A 20042-nucleotide genomic window follows, 5' to 3' on the forward strand; every position below is an offset into this window, starting at 1 on the left:
GCAAAAATGGGAACCGCTTGGCCAGTGGTTCCCTTGCGTCGCACGACACATTCGTCTGACAGCGTATGACGCCTGACGCTGCTCCCGCAGGGCTGCATTTATCGTCAGCGAGCTATCCTGCCCTTAGTTGTTTTTCCCCGTCACCACCAAAGAAGTTGTCGCCTTCTGCAAGTCCAGTACGGGCAACTCCGTCGGCATGTTCAACCGGCGCAAGACTGGAGAGTCATAACCATAGACGTCAGGCTTGAACGTCACTCGCCCATCGTTACTCAAGTCCACCGTCCAGTAAGCCAGCAACACCGGCACCTTGACTGGCAGCTTGATGTTTTCGGTCTTGCCGTTGGCCAACTGCTTTTTAATACCTTCGCTGTTCCAGCGCACCGGATCGTTGAACAGCAATTCGACCAGTTGCAACGGATTCTCCACCCGAATACAGCCGGAACTGGTAGCGCGCATGGACTTGGCAAACAACTCGCGGTGCGGCGTGTCATGCAAATAAATGGCGTAATCGTTGGGGAAGCGAATCACCACCTGGCCCAAGGAATTTTCCGGACCAGCATCCTGACGCAAGGTGATGCCGCGTGCGTTGTACCAATCGATGCCCGACGGATCGAGTACATTGCCTTCCCGGTCAAGCGCTCTGATTCGGTTCGCGGCCAGATAGCCAGGATTCTGTTGAATCTTGGGCAGCATATCCTTGACCAGAATCGTTGGTGGCACGGTCCACGTGGGGTTGAACGTCACATAGGTAATTTCCGACTGGAACACCGGCGTGCTGCGAAATGGCTTGCCGACCTGCACCCGGGAGCGCCAGATCGGTTGACCATCGCGATACAGCGCGACCTTGTAACCGGCAATATCAACGACGACAAAAGTACCCTGGAGTTTGTACAGCAACCACCGCGCCCGCTCCATGTTCACCCGGACCTGATCGATCCGCGCTTCCACGGGCACGTTCAACGCCGCCAGAGTGGCCGCCCCCGCTACGCCATCCGCGCCCAGATACTGCTCAACTTGATACTTCTTCACTGCTGCGATGACTTTGTCGTCGTAATCAGTGCGTTTTCCGTTGTGCGGCTCCAGATAGCCACCCGCCGCCAATCGGGAACGCAATTGCATCACCGCCACGCCGTCCATACCAGGTTTGAGAGATTGCCCTTCAGTCACTTTTGGCCAGCCGCCGGAATCCCTGACCTGGCGCAACTGCGCCAAGGCCACCCGCATGCTGCGATAAACCGCCTCTTGCGGTGGCGCTTGAGCAAATGCGCGTGCCACATCGTGATCGTTCAGGGCGGTGAAGAAACTATTCACATCCTCACGGGGATCAACCCCGACCGGGTCGAAGTTCCAGTGAAAATCCAGCCGCGCCGGATCGACCTTGCCACGACGCAACTGGAGCAGCGCGGTGATGTAAGTGCGGGTAGCCGCAAGATCAAAAGCGGCCGACTGGGCCGGTGTCGGTGCGGTAGTCTGGATCGCCAGTTGCGCCTGAGCCAATTCCGCTACATGGAAATCCGTCGGGACCAAGCCATCGATTTCTGTTTCGTTCAGGCTCTTGAGCAATTGGGAGAAGTCACGGCCGTCAGTCCAGGCGGCACGGAAGTTGCGATGGGAATAAAAATCCATCACTACACGGCCGACATCCAATCGCTGATGCTTGCGTGAAGTGAGCAGCGGCGGGAATGAAGATTGCAGTGGTTCCAGCGCTGCCTGGATCGACTGACCGACGACATCGTCGGGCGCGGCGGCCAGCGGACCGGTTGGCGGAGTTACCGGCATGATCGGCGAAGTTTCTGCCAACGCAGTGCCGCTGATCAGAAAGACCATAAAAAGTGCACGGCTTATGACGAATAACCTTGTTAATTGACCCATGGATAATCCTTAATCTCCCGTAATCAAAGGGCTAGCGTCCAACTCGCTGCTAGACTCGAAATATTCCTGATGAGACATTTTTATGACGCTACACCGCTTTGGCTTTCTATACACAGCGCTGCTGTTGACGTCGGCTTACCTTCCAACAGCCTACGCCGATTCGCTTGAAGTCGCGCTGGCCAAAGCTGCTCCAAATGCCAATGCCAAGGTCATTGCCCTGGCGGTCCGTGCTACCCAATGCACTCGCGCCCAAGGCGCAGCTGCGGCACAGAGACTAGCAGTGATCGATTACTCCCTGCCTTCGACCGAACAACGTCTGTGGGTGTTCGATCTGAAAAAGCGCAAATTGCTGTTCCACGAGCTTGTCGCCCATGGCCGCAACAGCGGCGAAAACATGGCCACCCAGTTTTCCAACCAGAACGAAAGCTTCGCCACCAGCCTCGGCCTGTTCCGTACCCAGGAAAGTTATCGCGGCCAGAACGGCTATTCATTGCGCATGGAAGGCCTGGAACCAGGGTTCAACGATAACGCCTATGACCGGGCAATCGTCATTCATGGCGCGCCGTACGTCAGTCCAGTCCTGGCAAGGGCGAACGGCCGGATTGGCAGAAGCCTCGGTTGCCCGGCAGTTCGGCCGGCGATTGCTCATCGGTTGATCGACTCGATGAAAGACGGGCAACTGCTGTTTTCCTACTACCCGGATCAGCGCTGGCTGAAGTCGTCTTCTTACATTAACTGCGGCGGCGGCACTGTGGCCTCGTCCGACAAACCTACCAAGCGCCAGTAATCATCACCTACCTGACAAAACTGTAATCTTCGCCTCAGCCAGCTGAAAGGCACCGTCCGTTAGCCTCGTAGATATGTTCACCAGGCTGACGGACGGGACAATCGGCATGCACTCCACCACTTCACGACGCACCTTCGTCAAAGGACTTGCCGCAGGCGGACTGCTGGGCGGTCTTGGATTATGGCGCCCGCCCGTCTGGGCGATCACCAGCCCCGGTGAACCGCAAGTGCTGACCGGCAGCGATTTCGAGCTATTGATCGGTGAAACCCCGGTCAACTTCACCGGCAATCCGCGCACTGCGATGACAATCAACGGCAGCCTTCCCGGCCCTCTCCTGCGCTGGCGCGAAGGCGATACGGTTACCTTGCGGGTGAAGAACGCACTCAAGGACAGCACTTCCATTCACTGGCATGGCATTTTATTGCCAGCCAACATGGACGGCGTACCGGGGCTGAGTTTCAAGGGTATCGACCCCGGCGGGCTGTATGTCTACCAATTTAAAGTCCGGCAAAACGGCACCTACTGGTACCACAGTCATTCGGGATTGCAGGAGCAATCCGGCGTCTACGGCCCGCTGGTGATCGACGCCAGGGAACCGGAACCTTTCCAGTACGACCGCGATTACGTGGTGATGCTCACCGATTGGACCGACGAAGACCCGGCCAGTCTGATGAAGACACTGAAAAAGCAATCCGACTACTACAACTACCACAAGCGCACCGTGGGCGATTTCATCGACGACGTCAGCACCAACGGTTGGGGCGCGACCGTTGCCGATCGCAAGATGTGGGCTGAAATGAAGATGAATCCCACCGACCTGGCCGACGTCAGCGGCGCCACTTACACCTACTTGATGAACGGACAGGCGCCGGACGGAAATTGGACCGGTGTGTTCCGTCCCGGGGAAAAACTGCGGCTGCGCTTCATCAACGGCTCGGCCATGAGTTACTTCGACGTGCGCATTCCTGGCCTGAAAATGACCGTTGTCGCGGCCGATGGCCTGCATGTCAAACCCGTGGCCGTCGACGAATTTCGCATCGCCGTGGCGGAGACCTTCGACGTGATCGTCGAGCCGATTGATGCCGTCCATACCGTGTTCGCTCAATCGATGGACCGCACTGGCTACGCTCGCGGCAGCCTTGCGATCAAGCCTGGCCTGTCCGCGCCGGTGCCACCGCTGGATCCGCGCCCCTTGGTCAGCATGGAGGACATGGGTATGGGCGGGATGGATCACGGCAGCATGGCCGGCATGGACCACAGCCAGATGGCCATGCCCGGGATGCAGTCTCATCCCGACTCGGAAAACGACAACCCGCTGGTGGACATGCAAGCCATGTCCACCTCACCCAAACTCGACGCCCCCGGCCTGGGCCTGCGCAACAACGGCCGCCGCGTCCTGACCTACGCCGACCTGCGCAGTACCTTCGAAGACCCCGACGGCCGCGATCCCGGACGCACGATCGAATTGCATCTCACCGGGCACATGGAGAAGTTTTCCTGGTCATTCAATGGCGTGAAATTCTCCGACGCCGAGCCCTTGCGGCTCAAGTATGGCGAGCGCATTCGCGTGGTGCTGGTCAACGACACCATGATGACCCACCCCATTCACCTGCACGGAATGTGGAGCGATCTCGAAGACGAGAACGGCGACTTCATGGTGCGCAAACACACCATCGACATGCCACCGGGTACACGCCGCAGCTACCGGGTAACCGCCGATGCGCTCGGGCGCTGGGCCTATCACTGCCATCTCCTGTTCCACATGGAAATGGGCATGTTCCGTGAAGTTCGCGTGGAAGAATGAGGTGCCAACCATGATCAGAATTTCCTCCATCGCCGCGGGCATCATCTGCGCTGGCCTGCCGCTTTCTCCGGTGATTGCCGCGACAGACGACATGCAGGGCATGGATCACAGCCAGATGAACTCCATGGACCATGACGAGCTGCAAACCATGGACGAAGGCCAGATGCAACCAGCAGCCCCGACCGAAAGTCGTACGCCGATCCCGGCCCTGACCGACGCCGACCGTGCTGCCGTCTTCAGCAGCCATAGCGGCCATGCCATACATGACACCGCGCTGAATTCATTCTTCCTCGCCGACAAACTTGAATGGCAGGACGCCGACGACGGCAGCACCCTGGCCTGGGATTTGTCCGGCTGGATCGGCGGCGACATCGATCGTCTGTGGCTGCGCTCCGAAGGCGAACGCACCAACGGCAAGACCGAAGATGCTGAAATCCAGGCGCTGTGGGGCCACGCGATCAGTCCATGGTGGGACGTGGTCAGCGGTGTCCGCCAGGACTTCAAACCCGGCGCCCCGCAAACCTGGGCAGCGCTTGGTGTGCAAGGCATGGCGCTGTACAACTTCGAAGCCGAGGCCACGGCGTTCATCGGCGAAGGCGGTCAGAGCGCCGCGCGGTTGGAGGGCGACTACGACATCCTGCTGACCAACCGACTCATCCTGCAACCGACCGCAGAGCTCAACTTCTATGGCAAGAACGACCCGCAACGAGGAATTGGCTCCGGTCTGTCCAACAGCGAAGCGGGCCTGCGCCTGCGCTACGAAATTCGCCGGGAATTTGCGCCCTACATTGGCGTGACCTGGAACCGCACCTACGGCAAAACCGCCGATTACGCCGCAGCCGAAGGCGAGGACCGCAGCGAGGCGCGGCTGGTTCTCGGCGTGCGCCTGTGGTTCTGAACCCCTATACCAACAATCATAACCAGCCGCATTAAGCGGCAAGAGGCCTTGCATGCACATCATCAAAACCACCGCTGTCACTGTCTTGCTGTCAGCCGGGCTGCTGCTGAGCACTTTGGTTCTAGCCCATCCGAAGTTGCTGTCGTCCAGCCCCGCCGAAGGTGCCATCGGTGCGGCGCCGGGCATCATCGAACTGCACTTTTCGGAAAACCTGGTCAAACAGTTTTCCGGGGCAAAACTGGTCATGACCGAAATGCCCGGCATGGCCCACTCGCCCATGCCCATGAAAGCCAAAGTCAGTGGCGGCAGCGACCCGAAAACCATGCTCATTACTCCGCTGTCACCCCTACCTGCCGGCACCTATAAAGTAGAGTGGCGCGCCGTATCGTCAGACACCCACCCGATCACCGGCAACGTTTCATTCAAAGTGAAGTGATAGATGAGCGACTCGGCCAACATCGTTCTGCGCTTTTTGTTGTACGTGGATTTGATGCTGCTGTTTGGCGTCGCGCTGTTCGGGTTGTACAGCCTCAGGGGGCCGGAACGGATTTCGGGGGCCGTGCTGCCATTTCGATCGCTATTGGCGGGGGCGGCCATTATCGGGGGGGCGCTATCCGTCATTGGCATGCTGCTGATGGTCAGCACCATGAGCGGGGAATCCAACCTTGGCGAACTGCGCCCGCACATTGAAATGATGGTGCTTGAAATGGACGCCGGGATGGCCTGGATGATTCGGATCACGGCGTTGTTCATCGCCACTTTAGCGATGTTGTTCAACACCCGCGCACCTGCCCCTGGCTTGTGGATGGCGGCTATTGCTGGTGCGATCGCCCTCGCCTCTGTGGCCTGGAGCGGACATGGTGCCATGGATGAAGGCATCTGGCATTTCACCGCAGACATTCTGCACTTGCTGGCCGCGGGTGCCTGGCTGGGCGCGTTGGTCGCGTTTTTCTGGATGTCACGCAGCAACAGCCTGCAATCGGAAAACCACATCCGCCTGCTGGCTCGTGCCATCACCCGGTTTGAGCCCGTGGGGGCGCTGATTGTGATTGTCATCACCGTCACCGGCGTTGTGAACTACCTCTACATCGCCGGACCCAGCATCGACGAAGTACTCCTAAGCACCTACAGGGTTTTGCTGCTGATCAAAGTCGCATTGTTCGCCGGTATGCTCGTCCTGGCCGCGATTAACCGCTTTCACCTGGGACCGTTACTGCAACAATCATTGCGAGAGGGGCAGTATCGCGTAGCGGCGAATGCGCTTCGCTGCAGTGTGAGAGTGGAGCTCTTCGCAGCGGTGTTGATTGTGGGGTTGGTGGCGTGGCTCGGCACGTTGAGCCCGCAAGTGGGTGAGCTGTAACGTTCGCCCGTTTTTTGAGTCGCGCACAGTTTTCACTACACTCCCTCCTCCAAGTCACTCAATCAGAAAGCCCGATAACAATGAAAAACAACAAAAGCACATGGATGCTCGGTGGGCTGTTCGCCCTGTCGTTTGGTGTTCAGGCACAGCAAGTCCCTTCACATCTGGACAGCGTCATCCAACAAGGCCAACTGCGGGTTTGCACCACCGGCGATTACAAGCCCTATACCTTCAAAGCCGAGGACGGCGAATACTCCGGCATCGACATCGCCATGGCCCGCTCTCTCGCTGACAGCCTCGGCGTCAAGGTCGAGTGGGTGCAAACCACCTGGAAAACCCTGATGCCCGACATGCTCGCCGGCAAATGCGACATCGGCATGGGCGGCATCTCCGTCACCCTCGAACGGCAGAAAAAAGCCTTCTTCAGCACCACCCTCGACGTCGACGGCAAGATCCCGCTGGTGCGCTGTGAAAACCAGGCGAAGTACCAGACCATCGACCAGATCAACCAGCCATCGGTACGCCTGGTCGAACCGGCCGGCGGCACCAACGAAGCCTTCGTGCACGCCTTCCTGCCCAAGGCGCAACTGAAGTTGCACGATAACGTCACCATCTTTCAGGAGCTGCTGGACAACAAGGCCGACGTGATGATCACCGACACGTCCGAAGCGCTCTATCAACAAAAACTCAAACCGGGACTCTGCGCGGTGAACCCGACGCAGTACATGCAATATGGCGAGAAAGCCTACCTGTTGCCCCGGGATGACATCACCTGGAAATCCTATGTGGACCAGTGGCTGCATCTGGCCAAGGTAACGGGTAGTTACCAGAAAGTGCTGGGACAGTGGTTGGCAGTACCTGAAGGCAAATGACCATGTGCCTGTCCCTGTAAATTCTCCAAGCCGTGACAAACTGCGCGCTAGTGCACTTTGTCACGGCTTGTTAAATCCAGTTACATGCTTGAAACTTGGCCCGCACCGGTAGCAGTCCGGTCGCCTGCAAGACGCGTTGACAAGCGCACCGAATGATCATTCGGTCGATGCCTCGACCGAGCAAAACCCTCAAAAAAGGACAGACAATGAGCAGCACGGATGAATTGCAAACCTACAACGCCAGTCCGAAATGGCAAGAAAGATTCGCTTTCTTCGATCAGCACGGAGCCCCCAAAAGCCCTGAGTTCAAATCGGCTTTCAAACAATTGCCGGCGCGCAAGCGTATTCTGATCAACCTGAACTTCATCGCTTTTTTCTTCGGGCCTATCTATCTTTTCGTGCTTGGACTGTGGAAAAAGAACCTGGCAATCATCGCGATTATCATCGCCATCTCCTTCGTCCTGACACTGATATTCACTCTGCTGGGTTACGACGAAGGACCCAAAGCCGTTAACACCGGCCTGAATGTCGTCTTTGCACTGATGTACGGGCTGAGCGCCAACTACGCCTACTACCTGAAACAGGTCAAAGGCTCACAAGGCTGGAATCCTTTTGAAGGCTTGAGAATCGTCTAAGCCTTATCCCGCGTGCAGAACGGCGGAAATCATTCCACCGTTCTGCATCGATCAATCGTCAGGTGCTCTCTCACTCTCCAGGTGAGGCAGAAGCAGCAGAGCGGGCCCTTCTCTCTGTATTCCGCATCGCCAATAAAGCGCTTGCTTCTCGAAATGGCGAGTCGTGGGATTCCCGCGCTGGTTGTGAGTTATCTATACACACTGATTGATCTGCCTGCGCCTGTGCCTCCAATAGCAGCTGCCGACGAAGCGAGGATTAAAATGCTTCCAGTTCAGTCCGCGTGATAATAAAGCTGTCCCCTTTTCTCCCTTCCTCAAACGCCCCGTTCATCGCTCACCCCGGTACGGTTCAGGGCTAGAGAAAACGCCCTCGCTCTGGCAGCGAATGAAAATATTACACGCGTCATATTTACAGCTGGAATTTATTATGCCCATAATCCCGCACAGACAGGGAGAGCCTCATGATTGCTTAATTTGCCGCTGCGACACGGCTGCGCAGCAGCACCCCGAGAGATTCCGACCATGAATTCAGACATCGATCCCAGGCCTTGCCCCGCTGTCACCTTGGTGTTGTTGCGCCTCGAATGTCAGTCCTTGAACCCCAACGGAGTTGGGTGCGCATCCTTCCATTACAGCCTTGGATAAAAATCATGAACCTTCCCAGCCGTTCCAGCGTATTGCTTGCACTCTTGATCGGGCTCTGCGCACTGGGTGAGATTTCCACCCAGATGCTGATTCCCAGCCTGCGCGACCTTGAAGCAGGGCTCGGCGCCGTGCCAGGTTCCTCCTTGACGGCATTATCGGTATTTGTTGCTGCCTTTGGTCTCGGCCAACTTTTCTTCGGCCCGCTGTCAGACCGCATCGGTCGTCGACCAATGCTGCTCGTCGGTGTTACCACTTACGTGCTCGCCTCTCTGTGGATGGCGTTTGCCCAAAGCATGCCCGAGTTCATTGCGGGCCGTGCGCTGCAGGGTTTGGGAGCCTGTGTTGCGCTGGTGGTAGCACGTAGCGTCGTGCGCGATGTCTGGAAGGAAAAAGCCGGCCCGGTCATGGCCATCACGGTGATTGGGATGCTCAGCGCGATTATGCTCTCACCGGTTCTAGGCGGGCTGATTGCCACCCATGCCGGTGGCTGGCGCGCGGTCTCGTTCGCAACCGTATTGTTTGGCGGTGCGGCTCTCGCGGGGTCACTATTTTTCAAGGAGACCAATCTGCAGCCCGACGCGCAGGCGGGAAGGCTGAAGACGCTGCTGGGTAACTACGCCTTGCTGCTCAAAGACTCATCCCTGCGAAGCTTCGCCATCGCCATCGCCTGCACCTACGGCGCAATGTTCAGCTTTATTGCCGGCTCTTCGCGCGTATTAGTCGGGCAACTCGGCTTGAGTCCAACCCAGTATGGCCTGGTTTTCGGCGGCATCGTTTCGGGGTTGATTGCCGGCGCGATCTTCACCAACCGCACCATCATTAAGTACGGTCCGGAAAAAATCGTTGCCATCGGTACAAGCCTGGTCGCGGTTGGCGCCGGTTCAGGGCTGATACTGCACGAACTCATCGGCCCGTCGGTGGCCGGCCTGATGCTGCCGCAGATGCTGTTGACGCTGGGTTCGGGCATGGTCTTGCCGGGTTCGGTTGCTGGCGCAGTGATTCCCAATCCGACTCGCGCCGGGCTGGCAGCGGGCTTTATCGGTTTTTCCCAGATGGCCGGCGCGACTGTTTCTGGCTTGCTGCTGAGCCATCTGCAGGACAATACAGCCTTCCCGATGGTTGCTCTGAATAGCGCATTCGCCGTGGCCGGCTTCCTTGTTTTCCGGATCATGCGTGCAAAAAAGGGGACTGCAAAAAAGGGGACAGATCTATTTTCCAACGCCAAAACAAAATAGGCCTCACATGAAAAACGCCTGCTTAAATTCAAGACGCCATGTGCGCCTGGATTTGTGGGGCGTCCACACCCTTGTCGCTGATTTTGCAGCGACGGGGTGAACAGAAGATCAGCAATATGGTGTGGATTCAACCGGCGCTAGACACGTCCAAGCCCTATTAGCCCAATCCTGATAAACTCCCCGATCTCCCAGCCTCACCGACTCCAGATCTCCATGTCCGTAAACACTGCTGCACCCGCCCCGCTTTCTCGCCGCTTCAGCGTGGCACCGATGATGGATTGGACTGACCGCCATTGCCGTTTTTTCCTGCGCTTGTTGTCGAAAAATGCCCTGCTCTACACCGAAATGGTCACCACCGGTGCTTTGCTCAATGGTGATCACGAGCGTTTTCTGCGGCATGACGAAGCTGAGCACCCGCTCGCGTTGCAGTTGGGTGGCAGTGTTCCGCTGGATTTGGCGGCCTGTGCGCGGATGGCCCAGGAGCATGGTTACGATGAGGTGAATCTGAATGTCGGCTGCCCGAGTGATCGGGTGCAGAACAATATGATCGGCGCGTGCCTGATGGGGCATCCGCAATTGGTGGCCGATTGCGTGAAGGCGATGCGTGATGCGGTGTCGATTCCGGTAACGGTCAAGCATCGTATCGGCATCAACGGTCGCGACAGTTACGAACAACTGTGTGACTTCGTCGGTACGGTGCGAGATGCCGGTTGTACCAGTTTTACCGTGCATGCGCGGATTGCGATTCTCGAAGGTTTGTCGCCGAAGGAGAACCGTGACATTCCGCCGTTGCGTTACGACGTAGCGGCGCGGCTGAAAGCGGATTTTCCGCAGTTGGAGATTATTCTCAATGGTGGGATCAAGACGCTGGATGCCTGCCATGAACATTTGCAGACATTCGACGGTGTGATGCTGGGCCGCGAGGCGTATCACAACCCGTATCTGATGGCTGAGGTGGATCAGCAATTGTTCGGCAGCACAGCGCCGGTGATCACGCGTGCCGAAGCCTTGGCGCAGTTGCGCCCTTACATTGCTGCGCACATCGATGCGGGCGGCTCGATGCACCACATCACCCGACATGTGCTGGGTCTGGGCACCGGTTTTCCGGGAGCACGCAAGTTTCGGCAGTTGTTGTCGGTGGACATTCACAAGACCAAGGAGCCCTTGGCACTGCTGGATCAAGCCGCTGGATTGCTTGAAGGGCGATAACCCCGGTGATAAAAACCAGGCGGTATGAACCGCCTGGTATTGCTGTCAGCCCGCCGCTGCAGCCGCTGTCCAGTTAACCCAGCCGAATATCCAGGTTGCCAGAATCAGCAATCCAAAGGCGATCCGGTACCACGCAAATGCGGCATAACTGTGGTTCGCAATGAACTTGAGCAGGCCGCGCACAGCGATCATCGCGAAAAAGAATGCGGTTACAAAGCCCAGGGCGAAAACCGGCAGATCGCTGTTCTGGAACAGGTCGCGGTACTTGTAGCCCGAGTACACCGCGGCGCCGACCATGGTTGGCATCGCCAGGAAGAACGAGTATTCGGTAGCGGCCTTGCGTGACAGGCCAAACAGCAAGCCGCCGATGATGGTCGATCCGGAGCGGGAAGTCCCCGGTACCATCGCCAGGCATTGTGCGAAACCCACCTTCAGCGCATCTGACCAGCGCATATCGTCCACGTGCTCGATCTGCACTACATGATCCCGTTGTTCAGCCCACAACATGACAATGCCACCCACGACCAATGCGACAGCCACGGTTATCGGATTGAACAGGTATTCATGGATCTCGTCGGCGAACAACACACCCAGAACAACTGCCGGAAGGAAACCGATCAGCAGGTTGAGGGTAAAGCGTTGTGCATTGCGCTGGGTCGGAAAGCCTTTGACGATATCGAAAATCCTGGGACGAAACTCCCAGACAACGGCAAGAATGGCACCCAGCTGAATAATGATATTGAAGGCCATGGCGCGCTCACCGCCAAACTCCAATAAATCTGCAACAATAATCTGATGCCCCGTACTGGATATGGGCAAAAACTCCGTAAGGCCTTCTACCGCACCTAAAACCAACACCTTTAAAAGGGTCAAGAACTCCATTAATCCTCCGTCAGACCGCCCTCGAAGCGCGCCCCGTTAACTACTTTTCAGGTATTGAGCAACTGGACCAAGCGTAACTGGCAAATTGACAGCCTTTACCCGACCCAGCGACGGAGAATAGGTCTTATCAAACAACACACTCAAGGCTTGTTAATAATCGTCCGACTGAATAATTAATCGAAAATGGATTTCGACATTGAGCTCGTAGCGCGCTCGCTCTCAATAAAACGTGACCCACCGCACACTATTTATATTTCTGCACAAAAGGACTAAATTCTGTAAATCACGAACTCAGCGTACAAACAGTGGCAAAAAGACATTAAAAAACCATCGCCAAAGACTCAAAGTAATGGCACAATTCCATATTGCCACCATCTAACGAGGGATTTTCACTAGTTCACCCCGCCGAGAAAATCAACTAAAAGCTTGAAAAGCTTAATTATTGTTAGAAAACTCGAGAGCCACGTCTAAAATTCGCTTGAATGTTACCAATTGTCAGTCACAGATGAGAACCGGTGCTTTAACATCCCGATGTCAGCACCTATTCGAGTCAATGCATGATGCTTACAGGGAACTTAGCGACTAGAAGCCTGCGCCAGACAAACGACGAACCCGGTGTTCTCACGCTGGGTCGAACGCGTGGCGTGGCTGAACATTTTAGAGCGCTAATCGCAAGGCATGTGCAGGCCGATATGGCACTGGATGCCAGTTCGTACACACTTTCGTATAAGAAAAACGAGTACTTAGGTTCGTATCGAGCCATCTTCATCATCATCGATAGCCCCCAGGCTCTCGAGGAAAGCCTTGCGCTGGTGGAAAGCCTGCGCACTACCCACTTGAAACCGATCATATGTGCGGTCATCACAGGCCGCGGCACCTTCAACAAGATGAAATATTATCTTGCCGGGGCCGACTTTTGTCTCAAGTTCAATACCCTGTCTGAAGAAGGCGCCGAGTTACTTGCCGATTTTTTCAGCAGTGAGGAATGGCAAAGGGATATCAATCTGATATTGGACCCCACCCGCATCTGCTTATTGGGCTCCGACAAAAAACTGGATATTTCATTTGCAGAAATGAAGATTCTGGAAGCATTTGCGCAAACCAGCAACCACATACTAAGTCACGATGAAATCGCCGGCATCATGGGTCTGAATACCAATTTCTACGACCCCAGAGCACTGGAAAAATCAATCAGTCGCTTGCGCGGAAAAATCAAAGACGTGTACGGTACAAACGCCATCCAGAGCATTCGGGGGTACGGCTACCGCCTGATGAGAGGGTTGATATCGACTGTCTGAGCCAGCAATTCAAAGGCTTTTTGACATCATCTAAGGGAATGTTTTTTCAACTATACAAAGATATCGGTTTCATTGTTTGATTTGTATTTTATACTTCATGCCAATTTATCGACTCCATGACCGTGGCAACACTGAACCATAACAATAAGAAGTCATTCTATAGCAGATCGCGTGGAACCTATCGAGGGCCATTTTTGCGCCCAAACCCTGCCTTTTCGATTACTTCCGTGGGAGTCTCTACTCCCCTGCCGATCATTTTTTGCCAAATTTGGTGCGTACTTCAGGAGAGAGACATGGAAATTAGTACACCCCTCCCAAGAAAATATTTCGTCGTCGTAACCCACAGCACTACGTCGCAACGCGAATTGGAGAGCATTCTGTCCAGTGAGCGTTTCAACTCATTCGGAACCTCCCAGGCACAAATGTTTGTTGAAGGTGTTGCCTCGTCCTCTACTGCCCCGGTGCTGATGGAGTTCACTTACCCAAGCGTGACAAGGAAAAAAGTTGCGCAAAGTATCGAACACGATACGCAGAGAATATTGGCCACCCTTGAATCTGAATGGCTGGCAGCGCAATCGGAAAATCCTTTTCACGGCAAGCCGGCAATGATTGCGGAAGCCAGTAACACCGCACAAGCGATAGAAGGTCACGCACCTTGCAGCGAAGTCTGGCAACTCGACGATGATCAGGGCGCGCTGGTGAAAGCGGGTATCGAGATAAACCTGACCGGACTGGAAACTGCACTCGTCAGGAAAATGCTCAACCATGAAGAACGCGTTGTCAGTCGAGATGAGCTGATCCTCAGTATCGGCAGGGAACCGGAGCAATACCGCGGCCTGGAGATGTGCCTCAGTCGACTGCAAGATAAATTCAAAAGTGCCAGCAATGGTGAGCGGTTGTTTCGTGCGGTGAGAAACCGCGGCTACTGCCTGATCCAGGAAGTGGTGTACTGAACGCCTGATCCGGACAAACAACACAAACATCAACAGTGCGACAACAACAATAAAAATAGCACTTAGTTTGTTTTCCCCGCTTGAAAACTCTATTCAAACCCGCCTGCCTCCACCCCTCCTACAATACCCAATACAACATCAAATATTCACCCCCTGCTGATCGACCATTTCTAACGTTCGGCTATTTGCCCTTAATGAAAGTTGGCACCCTGCCACCTTGTTAGAACTCGTCAGACAGCATCCCCGTCAATAACTTAGTCTATTGACTGACGACAGTTCCGCATATCGGCGTTGTTACCTCAGGACACTCGCTACAACAACAATAAAAAGTCTATTAACAACTCGGATTTCAACTGTCGAAACCTGAATGGACGTCTTTTGGGGATATTCGTATGGATCTTTCTCTTCGTATCAATCGAAACACCGGCCTCAAGGGACTAACCTTTTGGGGCCAATGGGCATTGGCACAGGGCTTTGTTGTTTCACTGCTGTTCATACTTGCTGAGCGACATACTGGCTCGGTCGAGTTCTACTACCGAATGTGCGCAACGCTGGCGGTACTTGCCTCGGTTCCGGCTTACACGTTCAGCGGTGTATATCGAAAAAGAGACAACTACCTGACAGGGCTGGGACGCCTGTTCATGGGCTGGTCCATGACCATGGCTGCGCTGGCCTGCATTGCATTCATCTGCAAAGCCGATGCGCTGTTTTCACGGGAAGTGATTCTTGGCTGGGCAGTGTACGGTTTCCTCGGCCAGGCATTGCTGTATGCGCCCCTGCATGCGTTTTCGAAGTACTACCAGCGTTCGCGCAAAAGCGAGCACAAGACCCTGATCGTCGGCACTGGCGAACTGGCACTGGGGCTGGCAAACAAGCTGAGTCTTCTGGAAAACCTGCCACTGGTGGGCTTGGTCAGCAACGGCAGCGTGCCATCGCTGGAGCCGGGCGCGCCGCGCGTCGTCGGTGCTCAAGAAGATCTGCTGGACCTGATCAAAGCCCATGACATTCGTCGCCTGTACATCACCCTGCCCTTGTCCGAAGCTGCCAAAATCGAAGCCATGTACCTCGATTTGCTCGGTGCCAACGTTGACGTGGTCTGGGTCCCGGACTTGAACAGTCTGACGCTGCTCAATCACTCGGTGAAGGTCGTGGACGGTCTGCCGGCGATTTACCTGAACGAAAGCCCGCTGACCAGCCGGCCGACCGCTGCACTGAGCAAAAGCCTGGTGGAAAAAAGCGTGGCGCTGCTGGCCATCATCCTGTTGAGCCCGGTTTTGCTGGTCATCGCACTGGCCGTGAAACTCAACTCGCCCGGCCCGGTGTTCTTCAAGCAAGACCGACATGGCTGGAACGGCAAGGTGATTCAGGTCTGGAAGTTCCGCTCGATGCGCGTCCACGATGACAAAGAGGTCAAGCAGGCCAGCCGCAACGACTCGCGTATCACCGCCGTTGGCCGCTTCATCCGCCGCACTTCGCTGGATGAACTGCCGCAACTGTTCAATGTGCTGCAAGGGCATATGGCGTTGGTGGGTCCACGGCCGCACGCCGTCGCGCACAACAACTACTACTCCGGGAAAATCCTCGCTTACATGGCGCGCCATCGAATCAAACCGGGCATCACCGGCCTGGCGCAGATCAACGGTTGCCGAGGCGAGACCGATACCCTCGACAAGATGCAGAAGCGCGTCGAGATCGACCTCAAGTACATCAACAACTGGTCGTTGTGGCTGGACCTGAAGATCCTGGTGAAGACGCCGTTCACGTTGCTGTCGAAGGACATCTACTGATGGATTAGCGTTGCACAGCGCAACACCGCAAGGGGACGCAAGTCCCCTTTTTTGTGGGCGCAATTCGTGGAAGCGATGGCGTGGCAGGCAAGGTTGTGTCGACTGGGCTGACGTCATCGCCAGCAAGCTTGCTGCCACAGGGTATCGGGTGTGATTTGGGTATCGGGTACGGCAATGAGCAGTTTAGCAGCCAGCCTGCTGGCGATGGCGTCGGGTCAGTCAGCATTGAAGCTGGATGTTGCTGACGCCATCGCCAGCAGGCTCGCCCCTGCAGCTTCGAGGTACGAGCCAGGTGTTACTCAGTGATCTTCTCGAAGTTGCGATAGAACATGTCGTCGTCACGGCTGTCGGTCATGGAGTGCAACTGAAAGCTGCGATTGAGTCGTGCACCGCCGTCCCGGGTCAGTGGCGACCAGACGAGGTTGGCGCGACGCATGGTCGACATGCTCATCAGTTCGTCGAACGGGATCGACAGATAGATGCCTTTGTCAAAGCTACCTTCGCCATATTCGGCGCCAGTAGCAGTCGTAATCGTTGCCCAGGCGCCAAATCGCACACCATTGGAAAACTCCTTCGAGATATCCAGCGTGCCGCCCCAGTCACCGGCCAGATAACGCCCGACACTGACTGCCGCGAGCGTATCGAACGGCAAGTCGGTGTAGCCGGTGATGTGCCCGGTGACGATCGAATAATCTCGCAGCCCAAAGCCCTGGTCGAATTCGCGCTGACGCACATAGTTCAAGTCCGCGCCCAGCGACCAGCGCTCGCCGGTCGGGCGAAACAGCACCTCGCCACCTACCCCGGCGAACATTGATTCCAGATAGCCGCCGTAGACCATGCCGTACAAATCTTTGTCCAACTGTTCGGCGTGACTGACCTGGAACAACGGCATGGTCACTTCGGAAGTCGTCAGGTACTGGCGCAAGTCCGTGCGCACACGGGGCAAGTCGCTGGGAGCGTCATAGGTGAACTTGTCAAAGTTGTTCGCCAGATTGGCACTGAGCAAACCGCTCCACCAAGTGTTGCGGTTGAAGCGGTATTCGGCGTCCGCGTCGGCACTGAATTGATAGAGCAAGCCATCAGGACCGCCGACGTTCTGCTTGAAGCCCAGCCCGACGCCATAGCTGAATGGTTGAAGGGCTTCGGTGTAGATGGTTTTTTCGTTGTGCGGCATCGCCGGGTTGATCTCGGTGGTGCGATGCAGCGATTGCAATGGCTCCTCGTTGTTGATCACCTCACGGAAGGTTTGCCGAGGCACGCTGGTCTCTTCCAGCGGCAGGTCGTAGCGCTTGTTCACCACGGTGAACCAGTCGATGTCGTCGTTGACGCTGTTGTCCAGAATCCGGCTCGCCCGGCCAACCGCTTTGGCGGAATGGAAATAACGCTGCTGTTCGCCATAGACGAACAATTCCGACCCGCGCTGGCTGATGCGCTCAACCTTGTAGCCGGCGTTTTGCTGCAGGCGCCTTGACACATCGGCCCAATCGACCTGCTGCATTTGCGTACTCGGCGCCTTCGCCGGTAGCGGTTCAGCCGGCGGATCGAAGGTCTTCGCCGGCGCCTTGCGGCTGACGAAATTGGTGTGGAAGGTGACGCCAAACATCGCGGTGTTGCCGCGCTCCCACGCAGCACTGACGTCGATCGAGTCGGTCAGTTTGAACACCGCACCGAGGTTGATCGGCGAATCCTGCTTGATTTCGTTGTCCTTGGGTTCGTGCTTGTAATCGTTGCCTTCGTATTCCAGTTTCAGACTGAGCCGATCCCATGGCGTCTGATAACTCACACCGCCGAACAAAGAAGGCTTGCCGCGAAAATACGACCCGGCGTTGACGTCGCCGGTACCTTCGCTGTCGGGCCGGGTATTGAAGCGGTCAGCGAGCTCGCCCAGCGGGTTATCGAAGTCGCCTCGATTGCCCAGGTAACCCCAGGCAATGCCGGCGCTGAAATCGAAATCGTCATAGCGTTTGTTGGCAACCACAAACTCACTGGAGAACAGACCGGTACCACCGATGTCTCGAAAGCCCAGCGCCACTTCCGGCGCCCAATGGCTCTCTTCCCACAGTCGGGCCTTGATATCGACCGCCTTGTCCTTATAGCTCTGGCTGCCACTCAGCGAGTCGGGGCCGTAAGGGCGGTTGGTGATGGCGGTATAGCGGAACGAACCTTCCAGCCATTCGAACGGCTGAAGCGACACGCTGTATCGGCTATAGGGATCGGTACGGTTGGCATTCACGCTCAACTCACCGGCCGGCAACATCCGCGCGGTCGGCGTTTGCAACAAACCAGCGCCACCAAAATCATTCTGAGTAATACGTGGTTCTGCATAAGCCAGACCACACGGCAATAACAATACGGCTGCAAAACGTAAATTCAACGAACCACCTCAGCCAGCTGCGTGGCAATGAATTCGGCCAACTGCTGATTCAGTTCAGGGACAGGCGGATCAAGGTCATCGTTTTTGACCGGCACCAGAATCTTGCTGCCGGCAACGGGAAAGTGCCCGCTCTCGCGATTCCAGTGCGCAATACCCACCCGCCGGACCACGCCGTCGGGCTGAATCAGCCACAGGTAATCGGCCTCGGCATCGTCCAGCGGCGTGCAACCTTGCAGATACTCGCGAGCCTCCAGTAACGGCTGATATGGCAAGTGGCAGGTTTCAGCGACAGCACCGAGCACTTCGACTTCATCGACACGTTTCGGGTAAATCAGGCGATCGCCATCGTCGAGACGAATGTTGCGCGCGAAGCCGACTTCCACTGCGACCGGATCCAGATTGGCGATCTGTCGCCCGGTGACCGGCATCTGCCGCACTTGCTCGGACAAACGCACTGCCAGCGCTGCACGGCCTGGTTTGTCGAAGAGCGAAGCCATGCGCTGCAAAACGTCCAGATCAAACAACACGCCCGCCTTGAGCCGCGCCTGCTCTTGCAACAACGACTGACGCAACAACACACCCGCCAGCCAATAACCTTCGGCATTGGGCACGGCCACGTTGATCACATCGAGCAAACGCCCGCCTGCCGAGAGCTCGACCGGCCCGGGGTTGGCGACGTCACCGGTGACCGTGACAGCGGCCTGGCTCACGCTGGTGATCAACAGTAAACACGCCGATAGCGTTCTCAAGCGCTTCACGGGACATGCCTGCGGTTGGGGGTCAGTTGCACGATCCTGACGCGCAACTGCGCCGTCAGCTGTTGCTCGCTCTGCACAATGAAACCGTCGACGGGATCGACCCAATAACGATTGGTCGCCCGCAGACCGATGGCCGGGGCATCAATCTGCTCATCGACACGCAGCACGCTGTATTCCTTGTTGAGAATGGTCAGGGTGTCCATGGACTTTCGGGAGAAGCGGCTATTAACGATCACTCCCACTTCCTGGCCCTTGTAGAGATCGATCCAGCGCCGGGAGGTGTAGCCATCGGCGACTTGATGAAGGCCTTGCTTGAACGGTGAGGTATCCGGCAGACGCGTACCGTCCAGATCACCCTCCTGGCCCAGGCCAATGCTGCGCACGGCAAGACCATTGCGCAGCAGCAGCACTTGTTTGCCGGAGGCGACCCAGAACTGCAGATCTTCACGCTCGCGCACCAGCGCCAATACCCCGGAGCCGGACGGCGTGGTCAGTTTGATCTGCGGATAGTTGACCTCGGCCACCTGGGCCGGGGTCACGTCCACCTCATCCGGTCCGATCACCGCCGATTTGAGGTTGTTCAACGAAGCGTTCATCAACGGGTTGCAGCCACACAACAACAGGGCCGCGCTCAGGCAGACGCCAACTTTCAACGTGTTCACTGTCGGCGACC

17 protein-coding genes are annotated in these 20042 nt (G+C 56.5%); 12 read left to right on the forward strand and 5 right to left on the reverse strand.

All coding sequences use genetic code 11. The features are described from left to right. Window positions 1–123: 123 nt before the first annotated feature. A complete protein-coding gene (locus D8U69_RS09980) occupies window positions 124–1872 on the reverse strand; it encodes a L,D-transpeptidase family protein (RefSeq protein WP_130907224.1) in 1749 nt (582 codons plus the stop codon). An 82-nt stretch (window positions 1873–1954) separates the two neighbouring features. Between D8U69_RS09980 and D8U69_RS09985 the strand changes: the two genes are divergently transcribed. The 9 genes from D8U69_RS09985 (at window position 1955) to dusA (ending at window position 11317) form a co-directional block, all read left to right on the forward strand. Continuing rightward, on the forward strand, window positions 1955–2659 hold the full coding sequence (locus tag D8U69_RS09985) for a murein L,D-transpeptidase catalytic domain family protein (RefSeq protein WP_056857071.1): 705 nt from the start codon (window positions 1955–1957) through the stop codon (window positions 2657–2659). Between the two features lie 106 nt (window positions 2660–2765). Then, window positions 2766–4463: a copper resistance system multicopper oxidase gene (locus D8U69_RS09990; protein ID WP_130907225.1), complete on the forward strand. Its 1698-nt coding sequence runs from the start codon at window positions 2766–2768 to the stop codon at window positions 4461–4463. A 10-nt stretch (window positions 4464–4473) separates the two neighbouring features. Next, window positions 4474–5361 (forward strand): copper resistance protein B, encoded by an 888-nt coding sequence (locus D8U69_RS09995; protein WP_130907226.1) that lies wholly within the window; start codon window positions 4474–4476, stop codon window positions 5359–5361. 52 nt (window positions 5362–5413) lie between these two features. Further along, window positions 5414–5797 carry a copper homeostasis periplasmic binding protein CopC gene (gene copC / locus D8U69_RS10000; protein WP_056857069.1) on the forward strand — a complete coding sequence of 128 codons (384 nt, stop codon included), beginning with the start codon at window positions 5414–5416 and terminating at the stop codon, window positions 5795–5797. 3 nt (window positions 5798–5800) lie between these two features. Next, a complete protein-coding gene (copD, locus tag D8U69_RS10005) occupies window positions 5801–6721 on the forward strand; it encodes a copper homeostasis membrane protein CopD (protein ID WP_130907227.1) in 921 nt (306 codons plus the stop codon). Between the two features lie 80 nt (window positions 6722–6801). Further along, the gene (locus D8U69_RS10010) at window positions 6802–7593 is read left to right on the forward strand and encodes a transporter substrate-binding domain-containing protein (RefSeq protein WP_130907228.1); all 792 of its coding nucleotides are present in this window, start codon (window positions 6802–6804) and stop codon (window positions 7591–7593) included. A 206-nt stretch (window positions 7594–7799) separates the two neighbouring features. Next, entirely contained in the window at window positions 7800–8228 is a 429-nt protein-coding gene (locus tag D8U69_RS10015) for a DUF2628 domain-containing protein (RefSeq protein ID WP_130907229.1), read from the forward strand. Between the two features lie 650 nt (window positions 8229–8878). Next, window positions 8879–10108 carry a multidrug effflux MFS transporter gene (locus tag D8U69_RS10020; RefSeq protein WP_130907230.1) on the forward strand — a complete coding sequence of 410 codons (1230 nt, stop codon included), beginning with the start codon at window positions 8879–8881 and terminating at the stop codon, window positions 10106–10108. A 213-nt stretch (window positions 10109–10321) separates the two neighbouring features. Continuing rightward, complete coding sequence (gene dusA, locus D8U69_RS10025) at window positions 10322–11317, forward strand: tRNA dihydrouridine(20/20a) synthase DusA (protein WP_130903738.1); 996 nt, start codon at window positions 10322–10324, stop codon at window positions 11315–11317. Between the two features lie 45 nt (window positions 11318–11362). On the opposite strand, the gene D8U69_RS10030 is transcribed toward dusA, so the two are convergent. Further along, on the reverse strand, window positions 11363–12199 hold the full coding sequence (locus D8U69_RS10030) for an undecaprenyl-diphosphate phosphatase (protein WP_130907231.1): 837 nt from the start codon (window positions 12197–12199) through the stop codon (window positions 11363–11365). Window positions 12200–12756: 557 nt separating this feature from the next. On the opposite strand from D8U69_RS10030, the gene D8U69_RS10035 reads away from it, so the two are divergent. The 3 genes from D8U69_RS10035 (at window position 12757) to D8U69_RS10045 (ending at window position 16237) form a co-directional block, all read left to right on the forward strand. Beyond that, complete coding sequence (locus D8U69_RS10035) at window positions 12757–13497, forward strand: winged helix-turn-helix domain-containing protein (protein WP_056857062.1); 741 nt, start codon at window positions 12757–12759, stop codon at window positions 13495–13497. A 293-nt stretch (window positions 13498–13790) separates the two neighbouring features. Next, window positions 13791–14450 (forward strand): helix-turn-helix domain-containing protein, encoded by a 660-nt coding sequence (locus D8U69_RS10040; RefSeq protein WP_130907232.1) that lies wholly within the window; start codon window positions 13791–13793, stop codon window positions 14448–14450. A 392-nt stretch (window positions 14451–14842) separates the two neighbouring features. Then, window positions 14843–16237 (forward strand): undecaprenyl-phosphate glucose phosphotransferase, encoded by a 1395-nt coding sequence (locus D8U69_RS10045; RefSeq protein WP_056857060.1) that lies wholly within the window; start codon window positions 14843–14845, stop codon window positions 16235–16237. Window positions 16238–16532: 295 nt separating this feature from the next. Here D8U69_RS10045 and D8U69_RS10050 read toward each other — a convergent pair whose 3' ends face one another. Genes D8U69_RS10050 through D8U69_RS10060 form a run of 3 tightly spaced genes read right to left on the reverse strand, consistent with a single transcriptional unit; the run spans window position 16533 to window position 20031 of the window. Continuing rightward, entirely contained in the window at window positions 16533–18611 is a 2079-nt protein-coding gene (locus D8U69_RS10050) for a YjbH domain-containing protein (RefSeq protein WP_130907233.1), read from the reverse strand. After that, window positions 18608–19369 carry a capsule biosynthesis GfcC family protein gene (locus D8U69_RS10055; protein WP_056857058.1) on the reverse strand — a complete coding sequence of 254 codons (762 nt, stop codon included), beginning with the start codon at window positions 19367–19369 and terminating at the stop codon, window positions 18608–18610. The genes D8U69_RS10050 and D8U69_RS10055 overlap by 4 nt, the downstream gene beginning before the upstream one ends. Further along, window positions 19366–20031 carry a YjbF family lipoprotein gene (locus D8U69_RS10060; RefSeq protein WP_056857057.1) on the reverse strand — a complete coding sequence of 222 codons (666 nt, stop codon included), beginning with the start codon at window positions 20029–20031 and terminating at the stop codon, window positions 19366–19368. Before D8U69_RS10060 ends, D8U69_RS10055 begins: the two co-directional genes overlap by 4 nt. Window positions 20032–20042 lie beyond the last annotated feature (11 nt).

The organism is Pseudomonas sp. Sample_16, from assembly GCF_004307665.1.
Lineage (GTDB): Bacteria > Pseudomonadota > Gammaproteobacteria > Pseudomonadales > Pseudomonadaceae > Aquipseudomonas.